The 25,277-nt window shown below is 64.7% G+C and carries 23 protein-coding genes; 19 read left to right on the plus strand and 4 right to left on the minus strand.

Annotation, left to right across the window (positions count from 1 at the left end):
- Positions 1-227 precede the first annotated feature (227 nt).
- Positions 228-875 carry a helix-turn-helix transcriptional regulator gene (locus E0E29_RS13770; protein WP_130850324.1) on the plus strand — a complete coding sequence of 216 codons (648 nt, stop codon included), beginning with the start codon at positions 228-230 and terminating at the stop codon, positions 873-875.
- Here E0E29_RS13770 and E0E29_RS13775 read toward each other — a convergent pair.
- Positions 839-2,257 carry a uracil-xanthine permease family protein gene (locus E0E29_RS13775; protein WP_423202449.1) on the minus strand — a complete coding sequence of 473 codons (1,419 nt, stop codon included), beginning with the start codon at positions 2,255-2,257 and terminating at the stop codon, positions 839-841. The two genes, E0E29_RS13770 and E0E29_RS13775, sit on opposite strands and share 37 nt — an antisense overlap.
- Before the next feature lie 410 nt (positions 2,258-2,667).
- Here E0E29_RS13775 and E0E29_RS13780 point away from each other — a divergent pair, with 410 nt between their 5' ends.
- From E0E29_RS13780 to E0E29_RS13800, 5 genes are read left to right on the plus strand one after another with little or no spacing between them, the layout of a single operon-like run.
- Positions 2,668-3,762 (plus strand): FecCD family ABC transporter permease, encoded by a 1,095-nt coding sequence (locus E0E29_RS13780; protein WP_130850325.1) that lies wholly within the window; start codon positions 2,668-2,670, stop codon positions 3,760-3,762.
- Positions 3,762-5,261 carry an ATP-binding cassette domain-containing protein gene (locus E0E29_RS13785; protein WP_130850326.1) on the plus strand — a complete coding sequence of 500 codons (1,500 nt, stop codon included), beginning with the start codon at positions 3,762-3,764 and terminating at the stop codon, positions 5,259-5,261. The genes E0E29_RS13780 and E0E29_RS13785 overlap by 1 nt, the downstream gene beginning before the upstream one ends.
- On the plus strand, positions 5,258-6,379 hold the full coding sequence (locus E0E29_RS13790) for an ABC transporter substrate-binding protein (protein WP_130850327.1): 1,122 nt from the start codon (positions 5,258-5,260) through the stop codon (positions 6,377-6,379). Before E0E29_RS13785 ends, E0E29_RS13790 begins: the two co-directional genes overlap by 4 nt.
- 10 nt (positions 6,380-6,389) lie before the next feature.
- Positions 6,390-7,403 carry a xanthine dehydrogenase accessory protein XdhC gene (gene xdhC / locus E0E29_RS13795; RefSeq protein ID WP_130850328.1) on the plus strand — a complete coding sequence of 338 codons (1,014 nt, stop codon included), beginning with the start codon at positions 6,390-6,392 and terminating at the stop codon, positions 7,401-7,403.
- Positions 7,404-7,415: 12 nt separating this feature from the next.
- Entirely contained in the window at positions 7,416-8,183 is a 768-nt protein-coding gene (locus E0E29_RS13800; protein ID WP_130850329.1) for an IclR family transcriptional regulator, read from the plus strand.
- 77 nt (positions 8,184-8,260) lie between these two features.
- On the opposite strand, the gene E0E29_RS13805 is transcribed toward E0E29_RS13800, so the two are convergent.
- Both E0E29_RS13805 and dpsA read right to left on the minus strand, forming a co-directional pair.
- On the minus strand, positions 8,261-8,842 hold the full coding sequence (locus tag E0E29_RS13805) for a dipicolinate synthase subunit B (RefSeq protein ID WP_130850330.1): 582 nt from the start codon (positions 8,840-8,842) through the stop codon (positions 8,261-8,263).
- A gap of 2 nt (positions 8,843-8,844) precedes the next feature.
- Positions 8,845-9,711: a dipicolinate synthase subunit DpsA gene (dpsA, locus tag E0E29_RS13810; protein ID WP_242622510.1), complete on the minus strand. Its 867-nt coding sequence runs from the start codon at positions 9,709-9,711 to the stop codon at positions 8,845-8,847.
- Positions 9,712-9,856: 145 nt separating this feature from the next.
- On the opposite strand from dpsA, the gene E0E29_RS13815 reads away from it, so the two are divergent.
- Complete coding sequence (locus E0E29_RS13815) at positions 9,857-10,651, plus strand: TIGR04255 family protein (protein ID WP_130850332.1); 795 nt, start codon at positions 9,857-9,859, stop codon at positions 10,649-10,651.
- Between the two features lie 122 nt (positions 10,652-10,773).
- Here the strand turns inward: E0E29_RS13815 and E0E29_RS13820 are convergent, their stop codons facing one another.
- The gene (locus tag E0E29_RS13820) at positions 10,774-11,307 is read right to left on the minus strand and encodes a GNAT family N-acetyltransferase (protein WP_165449912.1); all 534 of its coding nucleotides are present in this window, start codon (positions 11,305-11,307) and stop codon (positions 10,774-10,776) included.
- Positions 11,308-11,416: 109 nt separating this feature from the next.
- On the opposite strand from E0E29_RS13820, the gene E0E29_RS13825 reads away from it, so the two are divergent.
- The 12 genes from E0E29_RS13825 (at position 11,417) to E0E29_RS13880 (ending at position 25,276) form a co-directional block, all read left to right on the plus strand.
- On the plus strand, positions 11,417-12,079 hold the full coding sequence (locus E0E29_RS13825; protein ID WP_130850334.1) for an HD domain-containing protein: 663 nt from the start codon (positions 11,417-11,419) through the stop codon (positions 12,077-12,079).
- Positions 12,080-12,162: 83 nt separating this feature from the next.
- Positions 12,163-13,545 carry an MATE family efflux transporter gene (locus tag E0E29_RS13830; RefSeq protein WP_130850335.1) on the plus strand — a complete coding sequence of 461 codons (1,383 nt, stop codon included), beginning with the start codon at positions 12,163-12,165 and terminating at the stop codon, positions 13,543-13,545.
- A 144-nt stretch (positions 13,546-13,689) separates the two neighbouring features.
- Positions 13,690-14,064 (plus strand): BlaI/MecI/CopY family transcriptional regulator, encoded by a 375-nt coding sequence (locus E0E29_RS13835; protein WP_130850336.1) that lies wholly within the window; start codon positions 13,690-13,692, stop codon positions 14,062-14,064.
- The gene (locus E0E29_RS13840; RefSeq protein ID WP_130850337.1) at positions 14,061-15,470 is read left to right on the plus strand and encodes a hypothetical protein; all 1,410 of its coding nucleotides are present in this window, start codon (positions 14,061-14,063) and stop codon (positions 15,468-15,470) included. Before E0E29_RS13835 ends, E0E29_RS13840 begins: the two co-directional genes overlap by 4 nt.
- A gap of 31 nt (positions 15,471-15,501) precedes the next feature.
- Positions 15,502-16,392, plus strand: a complete 891-nt coding sequence (locus E0E29_RS13845) for a hypothetical protein (RefSeq protein WP_130850338.1) — start codon at positions 15,502-15,504, stop codon at positions 16,390-16,392.
- 94 nt (positions 16,393-16,486) lie between these two features.
- Positions 16,487-17,935 (plus strand): hypothetical protein, encoded by a 1,449-nt coding sequence (locus E0E29_RS13850; RefSeq protein ID WP_130850339.1) that lies wholly within the window; start codon positions 16,487-16,489, stop codon positions 17,933-17,935.
- A 17-nt stretch (positions 17,936-17,952) separates the two neighbouring features.
- Positions 17,953-18,780, plus strand: coding sequence for a M56 family metallopeptidase (locus E0E29_RS13855; protein ID WP_130850340.1), 828 nt, complete (start codon positions 17,953-17,955; stop codon positions 18,778-18,780).
- 22 nt (positions 18,781-18,802) lie between these two features.
- The gene (locus tag E0E29_RS13860) at positions 18,803-19,996 is read left to right on the plus strand and encodes a hypothetical protein (RefSeq protein ID WP_130850341.1); all 1,194 of its coding nucleotides are present in this window, start codon (positions 18,803-18,805) and stop codon (positions 19,994-19,996) included.
- The gene (locus E0E29_RS13865) at positions 19,948-20,490 is read left to right on the plus strand and encodes a hypothetical protein (RefSeq protein ID WP_130850342.1); all 543 of its coding nucleotides are present in this window, start codon (positions 19,948-19,950) and stop codon (positions 20,488-20,490) included. The genes E0E29_RS13860 and E0E29_RS13865 overlap by 49 nt, the downstream gene beginning before the upstream one ends.
- 18 nt (positions 20,491-20,508) lie before the next feature.
- Positions 20,509-22,044 (plus strand): hypothetical protein, encoded by a 1,536-nt coding sequence (locus E0E29_RS13870; protein WP_130850343.1) that lies wholly within the window; start codon positions 20,509-20,511, stop codon positions 22,042-22,044.
- A gap of 20 nt (positions 22,045-22,064) precedes the next feature.
- Positions 22,065-23,714 (plus strand): hypothetical protein, encoded by a 1,650-nt coding sequence (locus tag E0E29_RS13875; RefSeq protein ID WP_130850344.1) that lies wholly within the window; start codon positions 22,065-22,067, stop codon positions 23,712-23,714.
- A gap of 38 nt (positions 23,715-23,752) precedes the next feature.
- Positions 23,753-25,276: a hypothetical protein gene (locus tag E0E29_RS13880; RefSeq protein WP_130850345.1), complete on the plus strand. Its 1,524-nt coding sequence runs from the start codon at positions 23,753-23,755 to the stop codon at positions 25,274-25,276.
- Position 25,277 lies beyond the last annotated feature (1 nt).

A 25,277-nucleotide genomic window follows, 5' to 3' on the forward strand; every position in this document is an offset into this window, starting at 1 on the left:
ATTCTTTTCAGAATGAACACCAGCCCGTGCGCGCAGCACTTCGTTACAGCTTGAATTGTCAGTTGTGCACAAGGCTTTCCCTTCTGCCGTATTCACTTTATCACATTTTCACCTGCAGCGCAAGAGAAAAATCAAAAATAATTTGGGTCCCTGACTTTTTGTTGAAATCCTTTCTTGGAACGGATATAATAGGAACAGAAATGATTTTGCGGGAAAGGTGGTTCGCTATGCAAGCGTCCAATCTGGAATTCTGTCTCCAGCTGGCCAAGGGCATCGCCCGGCAGTTCGGCCCAAACTGTGAGGTGGTGGTCCACGACCTGGCCTCCAACGACCCGGAGACCTCCATCGTGGCCATTGAGAACGGTCATGTCTCCGGCCGCCGGGTGGGAGACGGTCCCTCTCATGTGGTGCTGGAGGCCCTGCGGGACGGGGGCGCGGTACCGGAGGACCGGCTGAGCTACCTCACCAAGTCGGAGGACGGCAAGATCCTCAAGTCCAGCACCATCTACCTCCGGGACGATGACGGCAAGGCCATCGGCATTTTCGCCATCAACTACGACATCACCCTCATGCTGGCCATGGAGGACGTGCTGAAGAGCTTCACCGCCACCGACCTCCCCCAGGAGGAGCCGGAGCACATCTCCCGGAACGTGGCCGACCTGCTGGACGAGCTCATTGAGCAGAGCGTCAAGCTGGTGGGCAAGCCGGTGGCCCTCATGAACAAGGAGGACAAGGTGAAGGCCATCCAGTTCCTCAACGACACCGGCGCCTTCCTCATCACCAAGTCGGGCTACAAGGTGTGTAAGTACTTCGGCATCTCCAAGTACACCTTATATAGCTACATCGATGAGGCCAAATCGGCCTCGGAAAAGTAAGGACTCAGAAGGAACCCGGCGGCTACAGCCGCCGGGTTCTTTTTGCTCACTTCTTGGTTTCGGGCTCCTTGGGAAGGATCAGATTGAGGAGGATGGCCATAATGGTGGCCACCACCACGGAGGAGGAGCCGAACACGGTGGACACCCAGCCGGGGAAATGGCTGCCGGCCAGGCAGCCATTTCCCCGGCTGGGTGATACCAACGCCCAGGGCCACGGAGAGACCCACCACGGAGCTCTTCCGGGGGGTGAAGCCGCCCTCGGTGATCATGCGGATACCGGTCATGGTAATGGTGGCAAAGACCGAGATGGTGGCGCCGCCGATGACACACTGGGGAATGGTGGTGAGGATGGAGGCAAACTTTGGCACCAGTCCGGCCACCAGCAGCACACCGGCAACCAGGGTGAAGACAGCCCGGTTGATGACCCGGTTCACCGTGACGATGCCCACGTTCTGGCTGTAAGAGGCGGTGGGCAGGCCGCCGAAGAAGGCGCCCACAATGCTCATGACGCCCTGGCCGATGATGCCGCCGGAGAGCTCCTTGTCGGTGGGCAGACGGTCCATGCCGCCCATGGTGGTGGAGCTCAGGTCGCCGATGGTCTGCACCGCGTTGACCACATACACGATGGCCAGGGAGACGCAGGCAGAGGGGACAAACTTGATCTCAAAGGGCATGAACTGGGGCAGGGCAAACCAGGCCGCGCCGCTCACTCCAGAGAGGTCCACGATGCCCAGGAAGTAGGCGATGACATAGCCCACCACCATGCCGATGAGGATGGAGGCCAGCTTCAGGATGCCCTTGGTGAAGTTGTTGAGGAAAACCACCACAGCCAGGGTGATGAGGGCCACCGCCCAGCTCCGGGGGTTGCCGAACCACTCACTGGTGGCGTTGCCGCCGGCCATGTACCGCACGGCGGTGGGATAAAGGGACAGGCCGATGGTGAAGATCACCGTACCGGTGACCAGGGGCGGGAAGAGGGGACGGATCCATTTGACAAAGATGCCGAAGAGGATGGCCACGCAGCCGCCCACGATCTCAGCGCCCAAAATGGTAGCCAGGTCAAATTCTCCACCGATGGCCTGGAGGGTGGGGATGTAGGCGAAGCTGATGCCCATGATCACGGGCAGCCGGGAGCCGATGCGTCCAAAGATGGGAAAAAGCTGCAAAAGGGTGGCCACCGCCGTCAGAATCAGGGAAACCTGAATCATCAGGGTCCGCTCCTCGGCAGTCAGGCCGCAGGTATCCGCAATGAGGATGGCCGGGGTAATGATGCCCACCACGGCGGCTACCATGTGCTGGAAACCAAGGGGAATCATCTGACCAGCGGAAGGGACACCTTCAAAGCTGAATACACTGCCGGTCCCTGCCTGTTGCTTCATCATGGTTCTCCGCCTCACAAAAAGTTTTTATTGCTTAAATTTATTTATTGCAAGCACATCATACTACCCGCCTCCCAAAAATGCAAGCCGTTTTTCCCAGTCGGCTCCCAATTTTAAGGACCATTTTTTGTGGATAATCACCATACTCTGTGTTGTGTTTTCCCACATTCTGCCGCTGTCCCTCTCTCCGTCTCTGCTCATGATTCCAATTTTCATTTAAATATGTCCTAATATGATCTGTTTTGCAATTTTCTCCGCCATTTTCTCTCAAAATATTTTTATCTTCTGCAAGTATTATAAATTCGATAATATCGAACAAATATTTTTTATAGTCGAACGCTCTACTTGTCAGCCTTCCGCAAATTTGCTACACTCATTTCAAACTAGAATTTTTGTTTGCGTGGTGCCTGCCAATGGAACAACACAGCAAGACCCTCAGCCCCTCCCGGCAGAACGCCGCCGGGAAACTGGCCGCCTTGGGCGCTCTGCTTCTGGCGGTCTTCCTCCTCTCCTTCTGCCTGGGCCGGTACGGCGTCCCTCTGGGGCAGGTGGTGCGGATCCTCCTCTACCGTCTGGGTGCCGCTCTGGGCGGACTGCTGGACCGGCTCCCCGGCGTGGACGTCGGCCCCCTCTTTCCTCTTGAGGTGACTTGGACGGGGCAGATGGAGACGGTGGTCATGCAGATTCGGCTGCCCCGAATCATCATGGCCTGTCTGGTGGGCTGCTGCCTGGCGGCGGCGGGGAGCACCTACCAGGGCATTTTTCAAAATCCCATGGCCTCCCCCGACATTTTGGGGGCCTCCTCCGGCGCCGCCTTCGGCGCCGCCCTGGCCATTCTCCTGGGTGGACACAGCCAGGCCATCACCGGCTCCGCCTTCTTCTTCTCCATCCTCACCGTGGCCCTGGTCTACCTGCTGGCCGCCCGTGCCCCGGGCAAACGGGTGCTCAACCTGGTCCTGGCCGGCATCATGGTGAGCTCCCTCTTCACCTCCGCCACCTCTTACATTAAATTGGTGGCCGATCCCACCAACCAGCTGCCTGAGATCACCTACTGGCTCATGGGCTCCCTCTCCGCCACCAAGACGGCCGACGTGGCCTACGTGATTTTCTCCATGGCGCTGGGGCTCGTCCCCCTCTTTCTCCTGCGCTGGCGGATCAACCTGCTCACCCTGGGGGACGAGGAGGCCAAGACCATGGGCATCCACACCAACCGGCTGCGCCTCATTCTGGCCCTGTGCGCCACCCTGGTCACCGCCGCCTCTATCTCGGTCTCCGGCATGATCGGCTGGGTGGGGCTTGTGGTCCCCCACCTTGGCCGTCGGCTGGTGGGCAATGACTACCGCGCCCTCATGCCCGCCTCCATGCTCTTCGGCGCCGTCTTTCTCCTGGCAGTGGACAACGTGTCCCGGAACCTCCTGGCCACCGAGATCCCCATCGGTATCCTTACCGCCTTCATCGGCGCCCCCTTCTTCCTCTATCTCATGATGCGGAAAGGAGGGTTCCGCTGATGCTGGACATCCGTGATCTGCGCTTTTCCTATGGAGACCGCCCCATCCTCCAGGGGGTCTCCCTCCACCTGGGTGTGGGAGAACTGGTCTTTCTCCTGGGTGCCAACGGGGCAGGCAAGTCCACCCTGTTCCGCTGCGTGCTGGGGCTGCTGCCCGGCTATGAGGGGACCATTGCCCTCAAAAGCGGGGACACCCGGCGCCTCTCCGCCCGAGCTCTGGCCCGTGAGATCGCCTACATCCCCCAAAACCACCACCCCACCTTCTCCTATCCGGTGCTGGACATGGTGCTCATGGGCACCAACCACCGGCTCTCCCCCTTCACAAACCCCGGCCCCAGGGAGGAGGCTATCGCCCTGGATGCTCTGGAACAGGTAGGCATCCGTGATCTGGCCCAGCGGGATTTCCAGCGGCTCTCCGGCGGCGAGCAGCAGCTGGTGCTCATCGCCCGGGCCCTGGCCCAGCAGGCCAAGATCCTCCTCATGGACGAGCCCACCTCCAGCCTGGACTTCGGCAACCGGGTCCGGGTACTGGACAAGACGGCGGAGCTGGCCCGGCGTGGCTACACCATTCTCCTCTCCTGCCATGATCCCCAATTGGCCCTTCTCTACGCCGACCGGGTGGTGGCCCTCCACCAGGGCCGCATCCTGGCCGATGGAGCCCCGGAGGAGGTCCTGAACGAGTCCCTCCTCCACACTCTCTACCAGGTCCCCGTCCGCTTCACCCGCACCGAACACGGCACTCTTCTCTCCCCCGTCCGCCGGCACATGTACCACTGGACGGAGGAGATGGTGGCCTATATGGAGACGGCGGCAGAGCGCTCCGACTTCTACGAACAGATCGCCCGGACAACGGCCGAAGTGATCCCGGCCGACGCCGTCATTTGCGACGCCGGCTGCGGCCTGGGCTTTGCCAGTCTGGCTCTGGCCCCACATTTCCGAAAGGTAGTGGCCGTCGACCGCTCTGCTGAGGCTTTATCCGTGCTCCGTCGAAAAAATACCTTTTCCAACCTGGAGATCCGGGAGGGGGACCTCTTCACCCAGCCCCCGGAGGAGCCCTACGACGCCATGCTCTTCTGCTTCTTCGGCTCCCCGGAGGAGATCCTCCGCTGCGCCCGGCAGCAGTGCCGGGGCAAGGCGGTGGTGGTGAAGCCGGTGTGGACCCACCACCGCTTCTCCCGGGAAAAGATCCCCGACCGCCGCCACGGCGGCGCCGAACTGGAACGCCGCCTCACCGAGCTGGGCATCCCCTTTATCCGCCGGGAGCTAGCTCTTCGACTGGACCAGCCGTTGAAGAGTGTGGACGACGGCCTGCGGTTCTTCCGGCTTTACAGCAAGGACACCGATCCCGGCGACATCACCGAGGACTTTGTCCGCGCCCGGCTGGAGCCTCAGGATGACCCCCAATTTCCCTACCGCCTGCCGGTGGATCGAACGGTATCGGTCCTGATCTTTGACGCCAAGGATATTCCCCGGGAAACTGAAAGGAGTTTGGAACGATGAAAAAAAAGCCTCTTGCTTTCCTGCTGGCCCTGTCTCTGACCCTCTCCCTGTGCGCCTGCGGCGGCGGCACCGCAGCCACCCCAACCCCCAACGCCTCCGCCCCGGTGGAGACACAGAGTGCCGGGACCGACGCCACCTCCGAGACCCGAATCTTTACCGACTCTGTGGGCCGTGAGGTGGAGCTTCCCGCCCAGATCGACAAGGTGGCCGTCTCCGGCCCCCTGGCCCAGATCGTCCTCTTCGCCCTGTGCCCCGACAAGCTGGTGGGCATCGCCAACGAGTGGGACGTGAGTGCCGAGGCCTATCTGGACACTGCGTACTACAACCTGCCCCTGCTGGGCCAGCTTTACGGCGGCAAGGGGGAGCTGAATCTGGAGACCCTGCTCTCCTCCGGTGCCCAGGTGGTCATCGATGTGGGCGAGCCCAAGGACACCATCGTGGAGGACCTGGACGCCCTTCAGGAGCAGACCGGTGTGCCCTTTGTCCACATCACAGCCACCACCCAGACCACCGGAGACGCCTACCGCCTGCTGGGCGAGCTGGTGGGCATGGAGGAGGAGACCGAGACCCTGGCCTCCTACTGCGAGGAGATCTATGACCGCACCGCCGCCATCGCCGACAGCGTGGAGAAGGTGGATCTTCTCTACATCACCGGCCCCGACGGCCAGAACGTCATCGCCCAGAACTCCTACCACTCCGAAATCATTGACCTGCTCTCCAACAATCTGGCGGTGGTGGAGTCCCCCTCCTCCAAGGGTACCGGCAATGAGGTGGGACTGGAGCAGATCCTGCTGTGGGACCCCGACTACATCATCTTTGCCCCCGACAGCGCCTACGATGCCGTGGCCGGTGACCCCACCTGGCAGCAGCTCACCGCCATCTCCAGCGGAAACTACTATGAGACCCCCCAGGGCCCCTACAACTGGATGGGCTTCCCCCCCTCTGTCCAGCGCTATCTGGGCATGATGTGGATGGCCAAGCTCCTCTATCCCGACGCCGCCGACTACGATCTCTATGAGGAGGTGGCCCGGTACTATGATCTCTTCTACCACTGTGAACTGACCCAAGAGCAGTACGACGCCCTGGTGGCCAACTCCATCGGCAAGCAGGCCCAGTGAGGTGAGCGGAATGAAAGCACTCTTCGAAGCCCTGCGCGACGCCCTTCTCAACAGTGAAAAGGCCGTCCTCTGCACCATCGTGGCCAGCTCCGGCTCCTCCCCCCGGGGAGAGGGCGCAAAAATGGCGGTCTTTGCCGACGGCACCGCCACCGGCACCATCGGCGGCGGCGCCGTGGAGCGCAAGAGCCAGGAATACGCCCGGGAGCTCCTCCGCTCCGGCGGCGCCTCCCTGGTCCACGCCTTCCGCCTCTCCCCCAACGAGGTCCAGGACATCGGCATGATCTGCGGCGGCAACGTGACGGTGGCCTTCCAGGTTCTGGACGCCGCCGCCCTCCCCGTGCTGGACGCCATTGTGGAGGCCCTGACCCGCTGTGACGAGGACGTGTGGCTCATCACCCCCGTCCAGGAGGGCTTACCCTGGTCCCTGGGGCTTTATGACGCCTCCCACGGTCTTCGCTTCGCCGATGCCCTCCATATGGAGGACCTGCGCCCCATGCTCCTGAGCCGGGGCGTCCTCCGGAAGGAGGACCCCTCCTTCTATGTGGAGCCCCTGGTCCAGGCCGGTGTGGTCTACCTCTTCGGTGGCGGCCACGTGGGGAAGGCCCTCTGCCCCGTTCTCTCCCAGGTTGGGTTCCGGGTGGTCCTCTACGACGACCGCCCCCAGGCCGCCGTACCGGAGCAGTTCCCCCAGGCCGTCCGCATCGTGCTGGGGGACTACCGGCACATCTTCGACCACATCACCATCACCGACCGGGACTATGTGGTCATCATGACCCCCGGCCACCAGAGCGACTTCGAGCTTCTCGCCCAGGTCCTCACCACCCCCGCCTCCTACGTGGGCTGCATCGGCAGCAAACACAAGGTGGCCGCTACCCGGGAAAAGCTGGCCAGGCTGGGCTTTTCCGAGGCGGATATGGACCGGGTCCACTCTCCCATCGGTCTGCCCATCGGCGGGGAGACACCGGAGGAAATCGCCATCTCCATCGCCGCCGAGATGATCGCCCATCGATCCGGCAAGCTCTGAGGAGGCGTGCCCATGGAGGGAGGAAAAAAGATCCGCTCGGTGGACAAGGCCATGGTGCTGCTGGAGCTGCTGGGGGCAGGCCGATCGCCGCTCACCCTCTCCGAACTGGAGCAGCGCTCCGGGCTGCCCAAGAGCACCATCCACGGCCTCCTCTCCACCATGCGGGAGCACCACATGGTCTCCCAGCAGGCCGACGGCCGATACTGTCTGGGGCTGCGGCTCTTTGAGCTGGGCTGCGCCGTCAGCGCCTCCTGGGATGTCACCGGTGTGGCCGCCCCCTATCTTGCCAAGCTGTCGGCGGTCACCGGCGCCACCGCCTTCCTGGCCGTCCGCAGCGGCGGTGAGGCGGTGACTCTAGACCAGTCCAGTGAGGGCAGCGGCCTGCGCATCGTCTCAGAGGTGGGCTGCCGTCTCCCCCTCTGCTGCACCTCACAGGGCAAACTCTTCCTGGCCTACTGCTCCTCCGAGGCCGAGCAGGCCCGGCTCATCCGGGCCTATCCGCCGGTTCCCCACACACCCCACACCATCACCGACCCGGAGCAGCTCGCCGAGGAGCTCCGCAAGATTCGTGCCCAGGGCTACGCCGTGGAGGACGGTGAGTTCCGCATCGGGCTCCGGTCGGTGTCCGCCCCCATCTTCGGCCTAGGCGGCACCCTCCAGTACGCCCTGGGGGTGGTGGGACTCTTCCGGCGCACCACCGCCCCGGAGTTCACCCTGGCCATCCATCTGGCCATCGAGTACGCCGCCCAGATCTCTGAGGAACTGGGCCGGCGTCCATAATGTACTAAAAAATCCCCCCTTGGGGCAGCCTGATAACAGGTGCTCCAAGGGGGGATTTTATGCCCAGCGGGATCGGCTCACGCCGGACCCAGCAGCAGCGGCTGGAGCTGCCGCCCCTGGATGGCGGCGTCCACCGTGTCGTTGATCTTTGTAAAGTCGGCCACCAAGGAGGTGGGCTTCCCCACCGGGTCGTCCTGGCGGTAGGGGACGAAAAAGACGTGCTTTTTATCCAGCAGGGCGGCGATGTTTTTGGCCGAACCGGCCAGGCCATCGTTGGTGGAGACCGCCACCACCACCGGCCGCCCGTTGCGCCACATGGCCTTGGCCGCCATGGTCACCGACGTGTCGCTCATGCCGTTGGCCAGCCGGGACAGGGTGCTCCCGGTGCACGGGGCGATGATCAGCACATCCAGGAGTTTTTTGGGGCCGATGGGCTCGGCCTTGGGGATGGTGTCGATGACCCGCTTGTCGCAGATGCGCTCCATCTCCCGGATGAACTCGTGGGCCGGACCGAAGCGGCTGTCGGTCTCGGCGCTTTTCTCCGAGATGATGGGGGTCACATCCCCATACCTGGCCTTGGCCCGCTCCAGGGCCGGCATCACCTGGTCGTATGTACAAAAGGACCCGCAGAAGGCGAATCCCACCCGCACTTGTTCCATGTTCAGACTCCTAACTCACAGAGAATATGACAGATGGTATCCCGGAGGATCTTGCCCGCCGTGACGGGGGCCACCTTGCCGGGCAGGGAGAGGGCCCAGATCACCCGCACGCCCAGCTCCGACGCCGCCTCCATGTCCACCCCGCCGGGGCGGGAGGCCAGGTCGATGACCAGGCAGTCGGGCTCCAGCTGGGCCAGCCGGGCGGCGTCCAGCACCCGGGCGGGGGCGGTGTTCACCACCAGATCGTAGGCGCACAGGCACTCGTCCAAGCCCTCCAGGTGCTCCGGGGCATAGCCGTAGGCCTCCGCCCAGGCAAGGTCTTCCCACTTCCGGGCGGCCACGCTGACCCGCGCCCCCAGGGCCCAGAACCGGTGGGCGGTGAGCTTCCCCACCCGGCCAAAGCCCACCACCAGCACCCGGGCACCGTGTAGGGTGATGGGCAGCTCCTCCATGGCCAGCTGCACCGCTCCCTCAGCGGTGGGGACGGCGTTGGCCACGGCTAGCTCCTCCCGGCGGAAGTAGTCGAAGAGCCGCAGCTGCCGCTTTTCCGCCAGGGCCAGAAGCTCCGGCGACGCCCGGCCGGCGCACACCACCTGCCCCGGCCGCAGGGCGTCCAGCACCGTCGCCAGCTCCGGCTTTTGGGCGGAGAAGGGAGCATTGAGCCGTCCGTCCTCCCCCGCTGCCGGCAGCGGCAGCACCACGCAGTCGGCCAGCCGCGCCCCGGTGAGATCGGCCGCCGGCTCCGGCACCCCCTCCGCCTCCTCCAGTGCCCAGGTATGTACCGTGTGTCCCTCCTCGCACAGGAGCTGGGCCAGCCGGACCTGCCGGAGATCACCGCCCACCACCCAGATGTTCCACTCGTTCCTCATGTTTCTCCCCTCCATGTTCCGTCTGGACCATCCTATTCCGACTCTCTGCAAAGGGTGACGGGTCATTGACAGACCGTGATGCAGCATTTACAATAAAGAGGAAAAGCCTCCGCCGGTTGGAGGCATTTGGGAAGGAGCAAACACTATGCTGTTTTCAGAGTATCAGCGCTATCAATATGCCCGCAGCCCCCTCATCGAGGTCATCTGCCAGCTGCGGTTCCCCACTATCCTCACCATCAACAATGGCGAGCCCGCCGATTTCCAGGAGGCCATCCGTGAGGACTTCCCCCGGTACGCCGTGCGGAAAGAGCAGGCCCCTCCCAAGATCGTCGGGGCCGGCGGTCCCAATCCCAAGGTGGAACCTCAGCCCCCCATTTCCAACCACAACTTCATCTCCACCGACGGGCTGTGGAAGATCAACCTCACCAAGGATTTTATCGCCCTGTCCACCCTGCGCTACACCAACTGGGAGGACTTCGCCCTGAAGCTGGACAAGCCCCTGGCCCAGTTCATCCAGGTCTACAAGCCCGCCTTCTTCCAGCGGGTGGGCCTGCGCTACCTCAACGCCATCTCCAAAAAGCGGCTGGGCCTCACGGATCTGCTCTGGGATGACCTGATCCGCTCTCCCTACCTGGGTATCCTGGGCGAACCAGACGTGGACGAGACCAAGGTGGGCCGTTCCTCCCTGGACACCGAGATTTCCCTGGAGGAGGGCGTGCGCCTGAAGATCCACGCCGGCCCCGGCCTCATCAACGGCGGCAAGCAGGACCCGGAGGTCAAATTCATCCTGGACGGGGATCTCTCCCGCACCGGAAACCTGACCGCCGACAAGGTGCCCGGCACCCTGGAGGAGCTCCACCGCTATGCCGAGCGCTTCTTCCACGGCGCCATCCTGCCCGAGCTCCACGAGGCCATGGGGCCCACCCCTATGGCGGAGTAACGGAATGATCCCATACCCGTGCTGCTGAACGCGGCACATGGCCAATTTTGCTGTGTAAACGCACAGTAAAAAGACGACCGGAAAGGTAGCGTCCCTTTTCCGGTCGTCTTTAGTGTCCCGCTTTATTTCTCCTTTGTGAGGACCTTTTCGAAGCAGATGAGCGTCTCCCGGCGGAAGCCTTCGAAGAAGAACTCCGTCTCTCCCGCCAGCCGGTAGCCCAGCTTGGGGTAGAAGGCTGCGGCGGGGGCATTCCCCTCGTAGGTGTCCAGCCGCATGGCCCGGCACCCCTTGCCAACCGCCAGTCCCTCGGCATAGGCCACGAACCGCCGCCCCAGCCCGCCGCCGGCGGCGTCCGGGTGGATGCACAGGGTGTGGATGACCAGCACCTCTTTGGGTTTGGCCGCCACCGTCCAGGGGATCTTGGCGTACTCCGGCGGCTGGACGTGGTTGAGGTTGGCACAGCCCAGGACGTTGCCTCCTGTCTCCGCCACATAGAGCGTTTTTTCCTTCAGAGCCTTCTCCGCCGTGGCCCGGCAGGGGTACACCCCCCGCTCCCAGTTGGTCCAGCGGCAGCCGGTGGCCTCCTCCCGATCCAGCACCGCCTCGTAGATGGCGGCCACAGCATCCAGATCGGCGGCAGTTGCTTTTCGAATCATTGGCGTCTCCTCCCTCCGCCGGCAGGCGGATACACGATTTTTCCACATTATAACCCCCGCCGGCGGCACAGGCAAGTCCGGCGGGCCATTGGAAAGGAGCGTGGTCCCCATGGCAGTGACCTATGAGGACATCAAGCAGTCCCAGGAGATTCGAACCTATATCACCCAGGCGGACGCCTCTCTGCTGGCCCTGGGCTTCACCGAGCACAGCTACGCCCATGTGGGCCGGTGCGCCGCCATCGCCGGCGACCTGCTGCGGGATCTGGGCTACGACGAGCACACCATCGAGCTCTGCCGCATTGCCGCCTTCATGCACGACATCGGCAACGTGGTCAACCGCAACGACCACGCCCAGACCGGTGCGGTGATGGCCTTCCGCATTCTGGACAAAATGGGCATGCCCCCCGCCGACGTGGCCGCCGTCATCACCGCCATTGGCCACCACGATGACTCCACCGCCTACCCGGTGAACGCCGTGGCCGCCGCCCTGATCCTGGCCGACAAGACAGACGTGCGCCGGAGCCGGGTACGGAACAAGGATCTTGCCAGCTTCGACATCCACGACCGGGTGAACTACGCCGTGGAGCAGTCGGTGACCCGCCTGGACCGGGAGTCGGGCACCTTCACCCTGACCCTCTCCATCAACACCCAGGTCTGTCCCGTCATGGACTACTTTGAGATCTTCCTCCATCGGATGATCCTCTGCCGGAAGGCAGCGGAGTTCTTCCAGCTCACCTTCCATCTTGACATCAACGGCCAGAACCTGTTATAGTTGCCTTGCCCCATCTGACGTTCCGTTCGGATGGGGTCCTTTTCCCTCCTTCTTCGGACTTTTTGTAAGGAAGGTGCGCTGCTGTGCAGAACCAGATCACGGAAGGGTCCATCCTCAAGCCTCTGCTCTCCTTTTTCTTTCCCATTCTGCTGGGCACCTTTTTCCAGCAGCTCTACAACACGGTAGACGCCATCATCGTGGGCAACTTCGTGGGCACCGCCGCCCTTGGAGCCGTAGGCGGACCCACAGCGGTCATCATCAACTTTCTGGTGAACCTCTTCGTGGGTCTTTCCTCCGGTGCCACGGTGGTCATCGCCCAGTACTATGGCGCCCGTCAGGGCGAGGAGCTGCGGGAAGCCGTCCACACCGGCATCGCCCTGGCCCTGGCCGCCGGTGTGGTGGTCACGGTCGTCGGCCTGCTGGTATCGGCCCCGGTGCTGGGCCTGATGGGCACTCCTGAGGACGTGATGGGCTACGCCCTCACCTATCTGCGGGTCTACTTCTGTGGCTCCATCGCCTCCTTCATCTACAATATGGGCGCCAGCATCCTCCGGGCCATCGGCGACACACGCCGCCCCCTCTACTTCCTCATGGCCGCCTGTCTCACCAACATCGTGCTGGACCTCTTCTTCGTGGTAGTCCTCCACCTGGACGTGCTGGGCGTGGGCCTGGCCACCGTCATGTCCCAGGTGGTGAGCGCCGTGCTGGTGGCCGTCTCCCTGCTGCGGCCCGGCACCGTCTACGCCGTGGTGCCCCGGGAGATCCGCTTCCACCCCGACAAGCTCCGGGCCATCGTTCGTATCGGACTGCCCGCCGGCGTCCAGTCCAACATGTACACCATCTCCAACATGGTCCTCCAGTCCTGCATCAACTCCTTCGGTACCGTCACCGTGGCCGCCTGGACCGCCTTCGGCAAGGTGGACTCCTTCTACTGGCTGGTGAGCGGCGCCTTCGGCGTGTCCATCACCACCTTTGTGAGCCAAAACTTCGGCGCACGGAAGTACGACCGTGTGAAGAAGGGCGTACTGGTCTGCCTAGCCGTCACCTTCTCGGTCACCGCCGTCATCAGCCTTCTCTTCTGCGGCGCCGCTCCCGCTCTGCTGCGGCTCTTCACCAACGACGCCGCCGTCATCGAGCTGGGTCACAAGGTCATGTGGTTCACCGCCCCTTTCTATGCCACCTTCGTGTGCATCGAGATCTTCTCCGGCGCCGTCCGGGGCACCGGAGACTCCCTCAAGCCCATGCTCCTCACCTGCAGCGGCGTGTGTGTGCTGCGTGTGCTGTGGGTGCTGCTGGTCCTCCCCCACTTCCGCATGCTGGAGACTGTCCTGGTGAGCTACCCCATCAGTTGGACCGTCACCTCCATCCTCTACATCATCTACTATGCCAGGGGCAACTGGCTCCGGCGTGGCATTGCCCGGGCCGGCCTTTCCTCTGAGGACGCCGCCCTTTCTTCTAAATCCTGATACCGTTCAAATCGAACGCCGTCCCTCCAAACACGGAGGGACGGCGCTTTTCATTTTGTCACCACACTGTAACTTGACTCTCATCCACTTCAAATGTAGTATATGGATAGAACCACTACATTTGAAGTAGAAAGGAGTCCCCACATGAAACGACTGCCCGATACCGAGCTGGAGGTCATGAAGGCCCTGTGGGCCCAGGAGGGGGGCGCCGCCCGGGCCGATCTGGAACACGCCCTGAAGGATAAGGGCTGGGCCTCCAATACCATCAACACCTACCTTTCCCGACTGTGTGAAAAGGGTTTTGTCTCCTGTGAGAAGCGGGGGAAGGCCAACTGGTACGCCCCCCTGGTGTCCCAGGCCGACTACCTTTCCTTCGAGAGCAGCGCCGTGCTGGACAAGGTTTTCGGCAAGTCTCTGAAACGCTTCGTGGCCTCTCTGGCCCGGGGCGGCGATCTGGATGACGCCGAAGTGGACGAGCTCCAGCGCTATCTGGACGAGCTGAAGGAGGGGAGGAAATGAAAGCCCCACACACCGTCTTCTCCACCGAGCTCCGGGGTGGGAAGGGCCTGCTGAAGGCCCGGCTGGGCGACCTGTTCGCCCACGCAAAAGGCCGGGGCGGCGGACTGCTGATCCTGGCCCTGTGTCTCACCGCCTGCCTGGGGGCTCTGGTGTCCTGCCAACAAGACGCTGCGCAGCCTGACCCCGACTCCCTAGCCGAGACAGCTCTGGACCAGGTCCTGGAATACCGGGACGAGCGGGAGTCCTGGACGCTGCTGTGGGAGACCACATCGGACGGAGACACAGTCTGCGCCTTCTCCTACGACGGCGGTCCCCACGCCGCCGGTCTTGGGAATCTCCTGCTCCTGGCCGCCGACGGGACCACCGGGGAGCTGACCGGAACGCCGGTCTTTCTCTCCGGCGACCAGTGCGACGCCTTCTCCTGGTCCGCTGACGACGGTCTCCACGTACTGTGCACCACCGTCACTACCTATCAGGGCGTGGACACCTGCGGCGGCGGCGAAGTGGCGTACACTGACGGAACGTGGACCTGGACCTGGCCTGCAGCCCCCGGAAGCCCGGATTACGAGAACTACTGGGCCGACCGGAAGGGCGTCATCACCCTGGGGAACCTGGACCTCTATATCCGGGGCGACTGGGACCCCGCCACCACCCTGGGGACGGAGCCCCAGTGGATCTACGCGGACACCAAGCTCTTCCAGGAGGAAAATTCGGCGGCGGGTATGGCCCGTGCTTACGTGTCTCAGGTGCTCCCGGCAGAGGTAGCCGGCAACGCCGACTTCCAGATCACCGACCTCACCCTGACCGGCGCCTACGACTACTCCGACACCGGCCGCACCGTGGAGGCCTGGACCCTGACCTACACCTATGAGGACTGGGACAGCGGCAGTCAGGCGGAGAGCCCGGAGGGGCTCCACATCTTCCTGTGCTACCCCACCGGCGATCCGGACCCCACCCGCACCTTCCTGCTGGGGAGCTCCACCGACGCCGACACCGAGCGGGCGGCCTGGCGGCTGAACCACCGGCGCTACTACCCCCTGGAGGAGGAGCCCCTCCCCGACACCGACCTTCCCTTCTGGGGCTTTGAGCTGGAGGACATACTGGCGGCCCTTCGGGACGCCATGAACGATTTTGCCTGGGATTTTACCCGCTTCCCCCACAAGATCTGGTTTGACCCGGTGGACTCCGGCCAGCGCCGGGAGGAATATCTCCTTTCGACCGGCTATGAGGCGGCCCGGGAGGACGTGATGCCCCTCTTCTGCGACTGGACCCCTCAGGACATACCGACCTCCGAGGCACTGTATCACGACTGGCCCATCCTCCTGCTGCGGCAGGGGGAGACCTGGACGGTGGTGGACTGGGGCGACCAACCGCTGGAGCCCCAGTCCTCCCCGGCGGCAGACTGAATATCCTTCCGACTTGCAAAGGAGGGCTGACATGAACGTCCCCAAAACCTATTTCTCCACAAAGCTCCACACCGGCCATCGGGTCCTCCGCCGCCGGCTGGAGGACCTCTTTGCCGCCCCCCGCCGTCGGGGCGTGTTTCCCCTGGTGTGCGCCCTGCTGCTGGTGAGCATGCTCGGCTCCCTGGTGGCCTGTGACACCGCTCCCGCTCCATCCCCATCCGCTCCAACAGCGGTGACAGAACTCCAGACCGCCCCGCTGACGGAAGAAAATCAGGACGTTCGCGCTCTCTACGCCCAGGTACTCAAAACTCTGCTGGACGAAAACCGTCTGCCGGACGACCTCAACGACCCTGGGGATTACATCGGCACCGTGGCAGAGCGGGAGGCCATGGCGGAGAACCAGTTCGCCGTCTGCGACGTGGACGGCGATGGCCGTGAGGAGCTGGTCATCCAATACCTCACTGCCAACATGGTAGCGGGCATGCGTGCCCTCATCTATGACACCGACGAGAATGGCGGCCTGCGCCTCCAGTTCTCCGAGTTTCCCAACCTGACCTTCTACGACAACGGCGCCATCCAGGCGGGCTGGTCCCACAACCAGGGCCTGGCCGGGGACTTTTGGCCCTATACCCTCTACGTCTACAATCCGGAAAGCGACCTGTACAGAGACGTGGGGTCCGTGGACGCCTGGAGCCGGGACTTCCAGCCCCAGAACTACCCGGCGGACACCGACACCAGCGGCACCGGCTTCGTCTACTATGTCTACCGGGACATGGGCACGGAATACGGCGTGATCCCCCCGGTGGACGAGAGTGAATACCTCCAGTGGCGGGAGGAGTACCTCGCCGGCGCGGCAGAGCTGGAGCTGCCCTGGCAGAGCCTGACGGCGGAGCACATCCAGACCCTCACCGCCGCCGGTTAAGAGGGAAATGGGCCGAAGCTGTCACATTTGCCACCGCTCCGGCGATATACAGGTAGAAGAACATCTCTTGCCCCTTTGGAAAGGAGGAGCTGACATGAAAGCGCCTAAGACCTATTTCTCCACGGAACTGCGTACGGGCCGACGTGCCCTCCGCCGCCGGCTCAGCGATCTCTTCGCCGCCCCCCGCCGTGTGGGCGTTCTCCCCCTGGTGTGCATCCTGCTGCTGGTGAGCATGCTCGGCTCTCTGGTGGCCTGTAACACCGCTCCCACGTCTGCCAGCCCCGTCCCCGGCCCTACGGAGTCGGCCAGTCCTGCCGGCCAGGTCTGGGAGGGCGTGGACGTCCCCGACGCCGTCCTCACCGCCGCGGAGTCCTACGTCTGGGACCAGTACCGCTACTGGTCGGAGAACTCCGGGGCAGTGGGCATGGTGGACGGCAAGATGGAGATGCTCGGCCAACCCGCCCAGTACGACGACTGGCGCATTGAGTCCATGGAGCTCACCTACCACTATGACGGCCTGGAGGGGGTCACTCTGGACGTCTACCGTCTGGGCTGGCGGCTCCACACCACCACCCCGGACCAGGTGCTCTTGGCCGGCGGCATGGAGATGGACGAGGAGGGCTGGGTGCTGGCCACCTACCCCAACTCCACCTATCTGATCTTCGACGTAAGCACCGCGGAGGAGCCGGTCTACCTCTTCTCCTCCATGATCAACGACTGTGAGCCGGGCAGCGAGCTCTTCACCGAGACCATCCGCTGCCCCCTCCAGTGGGCCCTCCTCCAGGACGAGGCTGAGGCCGCCGCTCGGGCCTATCTGAGCACGCAGTATCCGGAGCAGCAGGTCCAGCTCACCGCCCTCACCTTCCAGCAGGAGGCCACCGCCCCTGCCGGGACAGCCTGCGGCGTCTATGAGACGGAGTACCTGCTGGACGTGGACGGGAAATGGGTGTCCATGCCCCTGGACCTGGCCGACGGCGAGCACTACTACCTGGTGCTCGCCTCCACCAGCGAGGGCTGCACGATTCTGGGCGGCTTCAATGCCCGGCCCGGCACCTACAGTCGCCAGGCGGAGGCCCTGTCCTGGGGCCTGTCCGATACCGACTTCGCCCTGCTGTGGCAGGGCGGCGGCTGGTACGGCCTGGGCGGCAGCGCCAGCTACCTCATCCATGTCCTGGGTGAGCCGGAGATCACCAACATCTCCGACGGCGCGGTGAGCTACCAGCCCGGCGACCGCTGGGAGCGGTGGTCCTGGCCCGACCTCACCCTGGAGTGCTACGTCTCCCCGGAGGGGGCGACCTCCATCTGGACCATGGAGACCAGCCATTCCGGCTTCCGCACCAACCGGGGCATCCTCATCGGCACCTCCACCCGGGAGGATGTGCTCCGGGCCTACCCCACCGCCAGCGACCAGCCCAACTGGGACATCGAGGGCGACTTTCTCTGGTTCGGCCCGGAGGACGGCGGCTTCGGCCACTATCTCACCTTCTACTTTGACGGCGGCGACACCGTAACGCGCGTCCAGCTCACCGACTACTTTGACTAAAGGGAGGGCCCCAGCCCATGTCCGATTTTCTCATCACTCTGGCCGAGATCACCCTGACCATGTCGGCGGTGATCCTGCTGCTCCTGCTGCTGGGGCCCATCCTTGCCTGGCGCTATGCCATCCGCTGGCGGTACTGGGCCTGGCTGGCGGTGGCGGTGCGGCTGCTCATCCCCATCAACTTCTCCCTGCCGGAGGCCCCGGTGCAGCTGGAGACGCCGCCGGACCGGGTGGTCTACACCGCGCCCCCCACCGTCAGCACCCCCGCCCCCGTCCAGCCTGACGTCTCCCAGCCGGAGGTCACCGTCCCCGCCCCGCAGCCGGCGGTCCGGTCCCTCACCCTGTCCCAGGTCCTCTTCTGGGTGTGGCTGGCCGGAGCCGTCCTCCTGCTGCTGTGGCACCTCGTGGGCTACCTGCGGTTCCAGGGCTACCTGCGCCGGTGGGCAAAGCCCATGGAGCCGCCCCATTTCCTCCCCGATCTCACCCGGGAGCTGGGCCTTGCCCAGCCGGTGCGGCTCCTCACCTGTCCCGGGGTGAAGGGCCCCATGATGACCGGTCTCTTTGCCCCCACCGTCATTCTGCCGGAGGACCTGCCTCCCAAGGAGGACCTGTGGTTCATCCTCCGCCACGAGCTCACCCATTTCAAGCGCCGGGACATTCTCTACAAGACCCTGCTGCTGTGCGCCAATCTGGTCCACTGGTTCAACCCCCTCACCTGGGTACTGCTTCGGGCCGCCGAGGGCGATCTGGAGCGGTGCTGCGACGACGACGTGGTGAAGGGCCTCCCTGCCGATGACCGGGCCCGGTACGGCCAGGTCATTCTGGACGCCGTCCGCTCCGGCCGCTGAAGCGCCGAGAAAGGAGCCTTCTATGAACTGTCCCCACACCTGGTTCTCCACCGAACTGAAAGGCGGAAAACGCCTGCTGCGCCACCGCCTCCGGGACGTGCTGCGCCCCGCCCCCAAAAGAGGCCGGACCCTGGCTGCTCTGGCGGCTGCCCTGGCCCTCTGCGCCGGAGCCCTGGTGGCCTGCCGGTCCGGAGCCGACACCTCCACCGCCTACATCGTCATGGATACCCAGTACTACGATGACCGGGGCAACGTGCTGGAGATCCCCCAGATCGCCGGTGACGACAGCCCCGGCGCCCAGGCCATCAACGCCGCCCTGCTGGAGCGGAAGGCGGCATACCAGAGCTACATGGACGACCCCTACCAGAGCGGCACCTGGTGCGAGGTGGCTGCCTTCCCCGTCACCACGGAGCGCTACCTGAACCTGGCTCTGCTGGAGAACGTCTACCCCTGCTACGGCACCGACGGCGACCTGTACGCCTGGGTCTATGACCGGCAGGAGGGCCGCTCGGTCACCGTGGAGGAGGCCCTGGACCTGGCCGGCACCACCGAGGACACCCTCCGGGACGCGGTGGCCGAGCATCTTGCCTCCGGGGAGCTGTCCCTTCCCCTGGACGAGGCCAGCTTCTCCATCCGGGGCTTCCGCATCGGGTGGGAGGGCGATGTGACCTTCTACCTCCAGGGAGCCAATGTGGACGGTGCCGAGGGCATGGACCCCTGGCTGGGGCTCTACACCTGGAACCAGGGGACGCTCCACCGTTATCAGGAGACCTATTCCACCAACGTGGACACCTTCGTCCCCGCCAAAGCGGTGGACGTCATGGACCCGCCCCTGTGGTGCCAGTGGCGGACCATGGGCGCGCCGGCGGACGGCTTCGTCTCCACCCGCCCCCTGGCCCTGTGGGCCCCTACCGCCGCCTATCTGGGCCTGGACCCCGATTCCCTGGAGGGCGTCCTCTACGACGCCGCCCTGAATCTGCGCACATCGGAGCCCGGCAGCGCCGACATCTGCCTGCCCGGGTCACGGTGGTGGGCGGCTATACCGAGGGGAACACCACCCACTACCTCTGCACCCTCCACCGGACCTACTACTACGACTTTCTCCTCCTGCGGGGAGCCAACCAGGGGGGCGGCGCTGATTACGCCGTCTTCACTGTGGAGGACACGGTGGACGGCTTTGCCGTCACCGACGCCGTGGACGGGGGCGACGACATGAGCCCCGGCGCCTTCTACCAAAGCCAGGGCGCCCCGGCGGACCTGTGCGAGCAGCTAGACGCCGCCTATGAGGCCGAGGGCATGCCCGTCCTGCTCCGCGCCCTCCCCGCCGACGAGCTGCTCCCCCTCTACCTGAGCCGCTGCTTCTCCACCCCGGTGACGGCGGAAAACCAGAACATGGAGGCCGCCGCCCAGACCTTTGTGGACGGCCTTCCCGGGACTGCGCCCGGCGAGACCCTAGTGGCTGCCTTTGGGGACGACGTGTGGGAGCGGCTGACGCTCTCCTTTACCCAGACCCGGACCGCCTCCCTCCGCACCGCCAACCTGGACCCGGACACCGGGGAGGAATCCCCTGACGGCACTCCCGTCTGCGTCACCGACGGGGACGAGTGGCGGGTGGACCTCACCGTGGACGGCACCCAAGCAGGTCATTTCTCCGTCACCAACGCCACCGGCCCCTGGACGCTGTCCCGTGGACTGGTGCTGGACATCTGAGCAAGGAGGCTCCCTTCCATGAACTGTCCCCACACCTGGTTCTCCACCGAGCTGAAGGGCGGCAAGCGCCTGCTGCGTACCCGTCTCCGGGATCTGCTCCGCCCCGCTCCGAAACGTGGCCGGGCTCTGGCCGTCCTGGCGGCGGTCCTGGCTCTCTGCGCCGGGACTCTGGTAGCCTGCCGCACCACTCCAACAGAGGAATCCACCGCCCCTGTCCTGGTGGAGGATGAGATCGCCGAGACCGTTCTCCGCCTGGCCCCCGCCGCCCTGGGGCTGGAGGAGGGGAGCCTCACCCTCTCCGAGCCCTTTTCCGTAGAACTCAACGGCACAGAAGTCTGGTACTATGACCTCTTCCAGGGGGAGGAGACGGTGGCCGAGGTCAGCGCTGACCTGTCCTCCGGCGCAGTGCGCCTCCGCCCCACCGCCACCAGCCTCACCATTTCCCTGGTGGAGCCCGATCTGCCCGAGGGCGCTCTGGCCTTCCGGGACGCCCTCCCCGCTCTGGTGGAGCGGTACGCCGACCTGGCCCCGGAGGGGGACCTCACTCTCTTCTACCTGGGGGACTATCTCACCGAGGCCTTTCCCCCTGTATGGGGCTTCCGGGCGTCGCAGCGCACCGGCAATGGCTGGACGGTGCTGGACGACTGGTACCAGGAGCAGGAGAGCCATCAGGTCTACAGCGTGAGCTTCTCCCTGGACGCTCTTCTTTCCATCGTCCCAGGCACCTTCCGTTTCCCGGAGACCGTCTCCGATCCCGCCAGCACTTTCTATCCCGAACTGGACCAGTATGCCCTGTCCCTGGCAGGAGGGTGGGACTACACCTACGGCGATATGACCCTGGCCGCCGCCCACTACTACGCCCCGGAGGACCCGGCCAGCCACGGCTTCGACGGCATTGCCGCCTACCACTGCCCTGTCACTCTCTCCGGCCAGCCCGGCTGGACGGACCCCGCTCCCTACTCAGTCTACCTCCATACCACGGACCGCTATGTGTATCTGGGCCGTTACAGCGCGGACGAGGCGGGGAGCGAGGAGGCCCTGGTCGCCCTGGCGGAGGACTACTTCCAGCTCATGGACGCGCCTACCTGGGACCGCTATCTCCCCACCCTCACCGACGGGAACTACTTCGACCCGGAAGCGGGCGTCTTTACCAGCGACGCCCTCCACTTCTCCTGGCAGCTGCCCAGCACCGACGGCTATTACGCCAACCGTCTCATCTTCCGCCCCGTGGAGGGCGGCCTGGCCGTCTACCACCGGTACGCCTATGAACGGTACGTCTCCCAGCACGGCGGTGTGGAGCCAGACGGCATCGAACCCGGCTCCGGCTGTCTCGTCCAGATCCTGGCCGGGCCGGAGGACCCCCTGCCCACTCTACCCGAGGGCCGGGAGGTCAACCTGCTGGGCCGGTCCGCCGTCCCCGGCGTCCCCGGCGGCAACGGCTGGTACTACCTCCCCGTCACCGACTTCACCTGGCACCCCAGCTCCGAGTTCTGGGACGATTACAGCGACACCCTCGCATGGCTCACCTCCAGGGCCGTGTTCACCCTGTACTGACTCCGAAAGGAGGGCTCTGTATGCACGCGCCCCACACCTGGTTCTCTACGGAATTTCACACCGGCGGGCGATTCCTCCGCGTCCGGCTCCGGGACCTGCTGGCCGGTCCGAAGCAGAAAGGTGTCCTCCCTGTCCTGCTCACGCTCCTGTGTGTGGCCACCTTTGGGACCATGGTGGCCTGCGACCAGGCGGGCGCCCCGGAGACGCCCGCTGCCACCGCCGAGGTCATCCCCACCGCCGTCTCCGACTACGCCCAAGACCTGGCCGGAGAGGAGGGCGTATGTCAGTTTCTCTCCTCCGCCGGGTCCTATGACCATGTTCTGAAGGAGGGCACCCTGGAGCTCTACCGGGCCCAGCTGGGCACCAGAGACTTTGACCCGGACACCACCACTCTGGCCGGGGGCATGTCCATCGACGAGAACGGCTACCTCTTTGACGGTTGGACCACCCTATTTCTCTTCCAGCACATCGGGGAGGACTATGTCCCCCTGACCACCGCCAGCTATGTGGACTGCACGGCGGTCCAGGCAGCCGTGGACGCTCTGCTGGCCCATTCCGACCCCGCCCTGGCGGCGGCCGGTCAAAAGTTCCTCTGCCGGTCCCTCCTGGAGGAGGCAGACGTCGCCTTCGCCCCCCTCATCGCCGCCGCCACCATCGAAGGAGATCCATGGGTGGACGGCAATGGGGTGACCCGGCTCCGGCTCGCCGGTTACCAGCAGTGGGACGAACAGCTCCGGATGGACGATCAGGTCTTCAGCGGCCTCCTCTACCGGTTCGGCCGGGAGACCGCCACCGAGCTCTTCCAGACCTATGTCTACGTCCCCGATCCCCTCTTTCTGGAATGGGGAGGCGGGCTGTGGGTCCGGGCCGATGCGGCGGAGGTCCTGGACTGGGACTACACCGCCGACGTGAGCACCCTGTTCCTCACCGAGGCGAGCGATACCCGCTATACCTTCACCCTGGAGGGCACCGACCACGGCCAGCCCTGCACCTGGACCTTCCAGGTCCAGCGGTCCTCTCCCCAGGAGAGCGACTGGATCTTCACCAAATACTACCGGCTGGACACGCCTTATTCTCCCCCCAGCGCCGCCGACGGCAAGCCCGCTGCCCTGGTGTCCGCCGTGGAGACCGAGATGGACCGAAAGGCCGGGGAGCTGGAGGCTACTCTGGGCGTGACCATCACCGGCAGGGTGATCACCGAACTGGAGATGGCCGGCGGCACCGGAGGCACACTGGGCGGGCTGGTGCGGACCCTGGCCGACGGCTACGTGCTGGAGGCCTGGCGCTTTGACTATCGGCTCCGGACCGCCCCCGGCACCCCCCCTGGCGGACGACTCAGGCTGGCTCGCCGTCCTCAGCGGTCAGGGCCAACCGGCCCTTCTGGCCCTCCGGGACGACCTGTGGCACTACACCCCCATCGCCATCGTCCCGCTGAGCGATCTGGAGGGGAACGCCCTTCTCCCCGGCACCGCCCAGGCCATCGCCGACGGGGCGGCGGCCCAGGGCTTTACCCTCACAGGGTCGGCCTGGGGGCAGCTGCTGCCCGGGCTCCTCTCCGCCGCCCAGGGCCTGGACACCGTCCCCGACAGCGTGAACTTCACCGTCACCGCCGCCGCCCTGGACCGGGTGGACTTCACCTATCAGGGCGAGGGCCTGTCCTTTGTCTTTGACGGCCAGACCTGGACCCTCTCAGAATAGGAGGCGCACCATGAACCGCTGTCCCCGCACCTGGTTTTCCACCGAACTTCACACCGGCAAATGGCTGCTCAGAGCACGGCTCAACGATCTGCTGGCCGCCCCCAGGCGTCGTGGGACCGCCCCACTGGTGCTGGCTCTGTTCCTCACCCTCACCGCCGGCAGTCTGGCCGCCTGTACCCCGGAACAGCTTCCCGCTGCGATCACACCGGAGCCTGTCCAAACCGGAACGTCGGAGGACAGCGCATTGACCGTCTCCTTCCCTCTCTCCGACCTGGAACCCTATGTCCCCGCCTCCACCTGGACCCCCGACACCGTCCCCGCCGACGCCATAGGTGAGGTGTTGGCGGAGACGGAGCTCATGGATGGCCAGCAGGTGGTGTGCTATCGGGAGCCAGGCAGCGATACCGTCAAGTACTGGGCTGTCCGTCAGGGAGACAAGCTACTCCGCTTCGCCGTGGAGGACAGCGCCTACACCGGCGGCTACAGCGTGGGGGAGTTCTCCTCCCTGTTGGGCCAGAGCGGCTTTGTCATTGAGGCCCCCCGGGGCGCCGCCTACACCGCCCGGGACTACTATGTATTCGATGAAGAGGGCGTCCCCCGGCTGCTGGCCGACTGCGCCCAGCCCACCTATGCCCCCGACCTAGATGGGGACGGCTACCCCGACCCCCTGTGGCTCTACCACGGCGGCCGGGAGGCCTATTGCTACCTGGTGTGGGAGGACGCCGTCTACCAGGTGGACCTGCTGGATTGCGTCCAAAAGGCCCTGCCGGACTGGCGCGGGCCCGATGGCTGGGAGTCTCCCACCTTTTCTACCCAGGGCCTCTTCTATGACGAAGCCACCGGCCTGGCCTTCCTTGGGGTGGCGGACGGCGTCACTCGCTTTGGCTACCTCCGGTTCTATCCCGGCAGGGTGGAGGTGACCGCTCTTCCGGCAGGGACGCAGCCGGACTGGCAGGTGGAAAACCAAGTGAGCCGAGCTGGGTTCCTCACAGTGGGTGAACAGACCTGGGTACTTACCGAAAATGAGGACGGTGTCCACCTGACAGAGGTTCTGTATGGCCTGAGTGAGGCCACACTCCAGCCCTTCACGGACATTCTGGGCACCGACGGCTATACGCTGGACTATGTCCAGAGCCCCGCCGGAAACTACCGCAGCTACTACGGTGTCGACGGCACCCCTCTGGCCCTGAGCTTCGGCTGGGATCGGTCGGACACCCCTGTAGACCTGGACGGGGATGGGGTGCGGGAGCTGGTGTGCAGCGTCACCTACATGTCCGACGGAGTGCCCGCCGTGCTGGTCTACCGCCTTGTCGATGGGGAGATCCGGCAGGCCGAGGCCAGCGCCGTGCCGGTGGACATCTACCAAAACGACCCGCCCCCCAGCGGTCCGGCCTGGACCACCTACGACCCAGAGACCAACACCGTCACCACCTCCCTCCAGTTCCCCGGCGAGGAGGAGCGGCGGAGCTGGACCGCGACGCTGACCCTGGAGGACCTGGATTTCTACCCCTACCAGTATCAATATCTGCCCTGAG

It is taken from the genome of Intestinimonas timonensis, assembly GCF_900626145.1.
In the GTDB taxonomy this organism is placed as follows: Bacteria; Bacillota; Clostridia; order Oscillospirales; family Oscillospiraceae; genus Intestinimonas; species Intestinimonas aquisgranensis.

What these genes read in the sequence shown, in the direction of transcription:
- E0E29_RS13775 (WP_423202449.1), bottom strand. Translation starts at nt 2,257, where the DNA reads ATGATGAAGCAACAGGCAGGGACCGGCAGTGTATTCAGCTTTGAAGGT.
- E0E29_RS13855 (WP_130850340.1), top strand. Translation starts at nt 17,953, where the DNA reads ATGTCCGATTTTCTCATCACTCTGGCCGAGATCACCCTGACCATGTCG.
- E0E29_RS13840 (WP_130850337.1), top strand. Translation starts at nt 14,061, where the DNA reads ATGAAAGCCCCACACACCGTCTTCTCCACCGAGCTCCGGGGTGGGAAG.
- E0E29_RS13785 (WP_130850326.1), top strand. Translation starts at nt 3,762, where the DNA reads ATGCTGGACATCCGTGATCTGCGCTTTTCCTATGGAGACCGCCCCATC.
- E0E29_RS13805 (WP_130850330.1), bottom strand. Translation starts at nt 8,842, where the DNA reads ATGGAACAAGTGCGGGTGGGATTCGCCTTCTGCGGGTCCTTTTGTACA.
- dpsA (WP_242622510.1), bottom strand. Translation starts at nt 9,711, where the DNA reads ATGAGGAACGAGTGGAACATCTGGGTGGTGGGCGGTGATCTCCGGCAG.
- E0E29_RS13835 (WP_130850336.1), top strand. Translation starts at nt 13,690, where the DNA reads ATGAAACGACTGCCCGATACCGAGCTGGAGGTCATGAAGGCCCTGTGG.
- E0E29_RS13770 (WP_130850324.1), top strand. Translation starts at nt 228, where the DNA reads ATGCAAGCGTCCAATCTGGAATTCTGTCTCCAGCTGGCCAAGGGCATC.
- E0E29_RS13815 (WP_130850332.1), top strand. Translation starts at nt 9,857, where the DNA reads ATGCTGTTTTCAGAGTATCAGCGCTATCAATATGCCCGCAGCCCCCTC.
- E0E29_RS13825 (WP_130850334.1), top strand. Translation starts at nt 11,417, where the DNA reads ATGGCAGTGACCTATGAGGACATCAAGCAGTCCCAGGAGATTCGAACC.
- E0E29_RS13870 (WP_130850343.1), top strand. Translation starts at nt 20,509, where the DNA reads ATGAACTGTCCCCACACCTGGTTCTCCACCGAGCTGAAGGGCGGCAAG.
- xdhC (WP_130850328.1), top strand. Translation starts at nt 6,390, where the DNA reads ATGAAAGCACTCTTCGAAGCCCTGCGCGACGCCCTTCTCAACAGTGAA.
- E0E29_RS13880 (WP_130850345.1), top strand. Translation starts at nt 23,753, where the DNA reads ATGAACCGCTGTCCCCGCACCTGGTTTTCCACCGAACTTCACACCGGC.
- E0E29_RS13850 (WP_130850339.1), top strand. Translation starts at nt 16,487, where the DNA reads ATGAAAGCGCCTAAGACCTATTTCTCCACGGAACTGCGTACGGGCCGA.
- E0E29_RS13845 (WP_130850338.1), top strand. Translation starts at nt 15,502, where the DNA reads ATGAACGTCCCCAAAACCTATTTCTCCACAAAGCTCCACACCGGCCAT.
- E0E29_RS13820 (WP_165449912.1), bottom strand. Translation starts at nt 11,307, where the DNA reads ATGATTCGAAAAGCAACTGCCGCCGATCTGGATGCTGTGGCCGCCATC.
- E0E29_RS13860 (WP_130850341.1), top strand. Translation starts at nt 18,803, where the DNA reads ATGAACTGTCCCCACACCTGGTTCTCCACCGAACTGAAAGGCGGAAAA.
- E0E29_RS13875 (WP_130850344.1), top strand. Translation starts at nt 22,065, where the DNA reads ATGCACGCGCCCCACACCTGGTTCTCTACGGAATTTCACACCGGCGGG.
- E0E29_RS13780 (WP_130850325.1), top strand. Translation starts at nt 2,668, where the DNA reads ATGGAACAACACAGCAAGACCCTCAGCCCCTCCCGGCAGAACGCCGCC.
- E0E29_RS13800 (WP_130850329.1), top strand. Translation starts at nt 7,416, where the DNA reads ATGGAGGGAGGAAAAAAGATCCGCTCGGTGGACAAGGCCATGGTGCTG.
- E0E29_RS13790 (WP_130850327.1), top strand. Translation starts at nt 5,258, where the DNA reads ATGAAAAAAAAGCCTCTTGCTTTCCTGCTGGCCCTGTCTCTGACCCTC.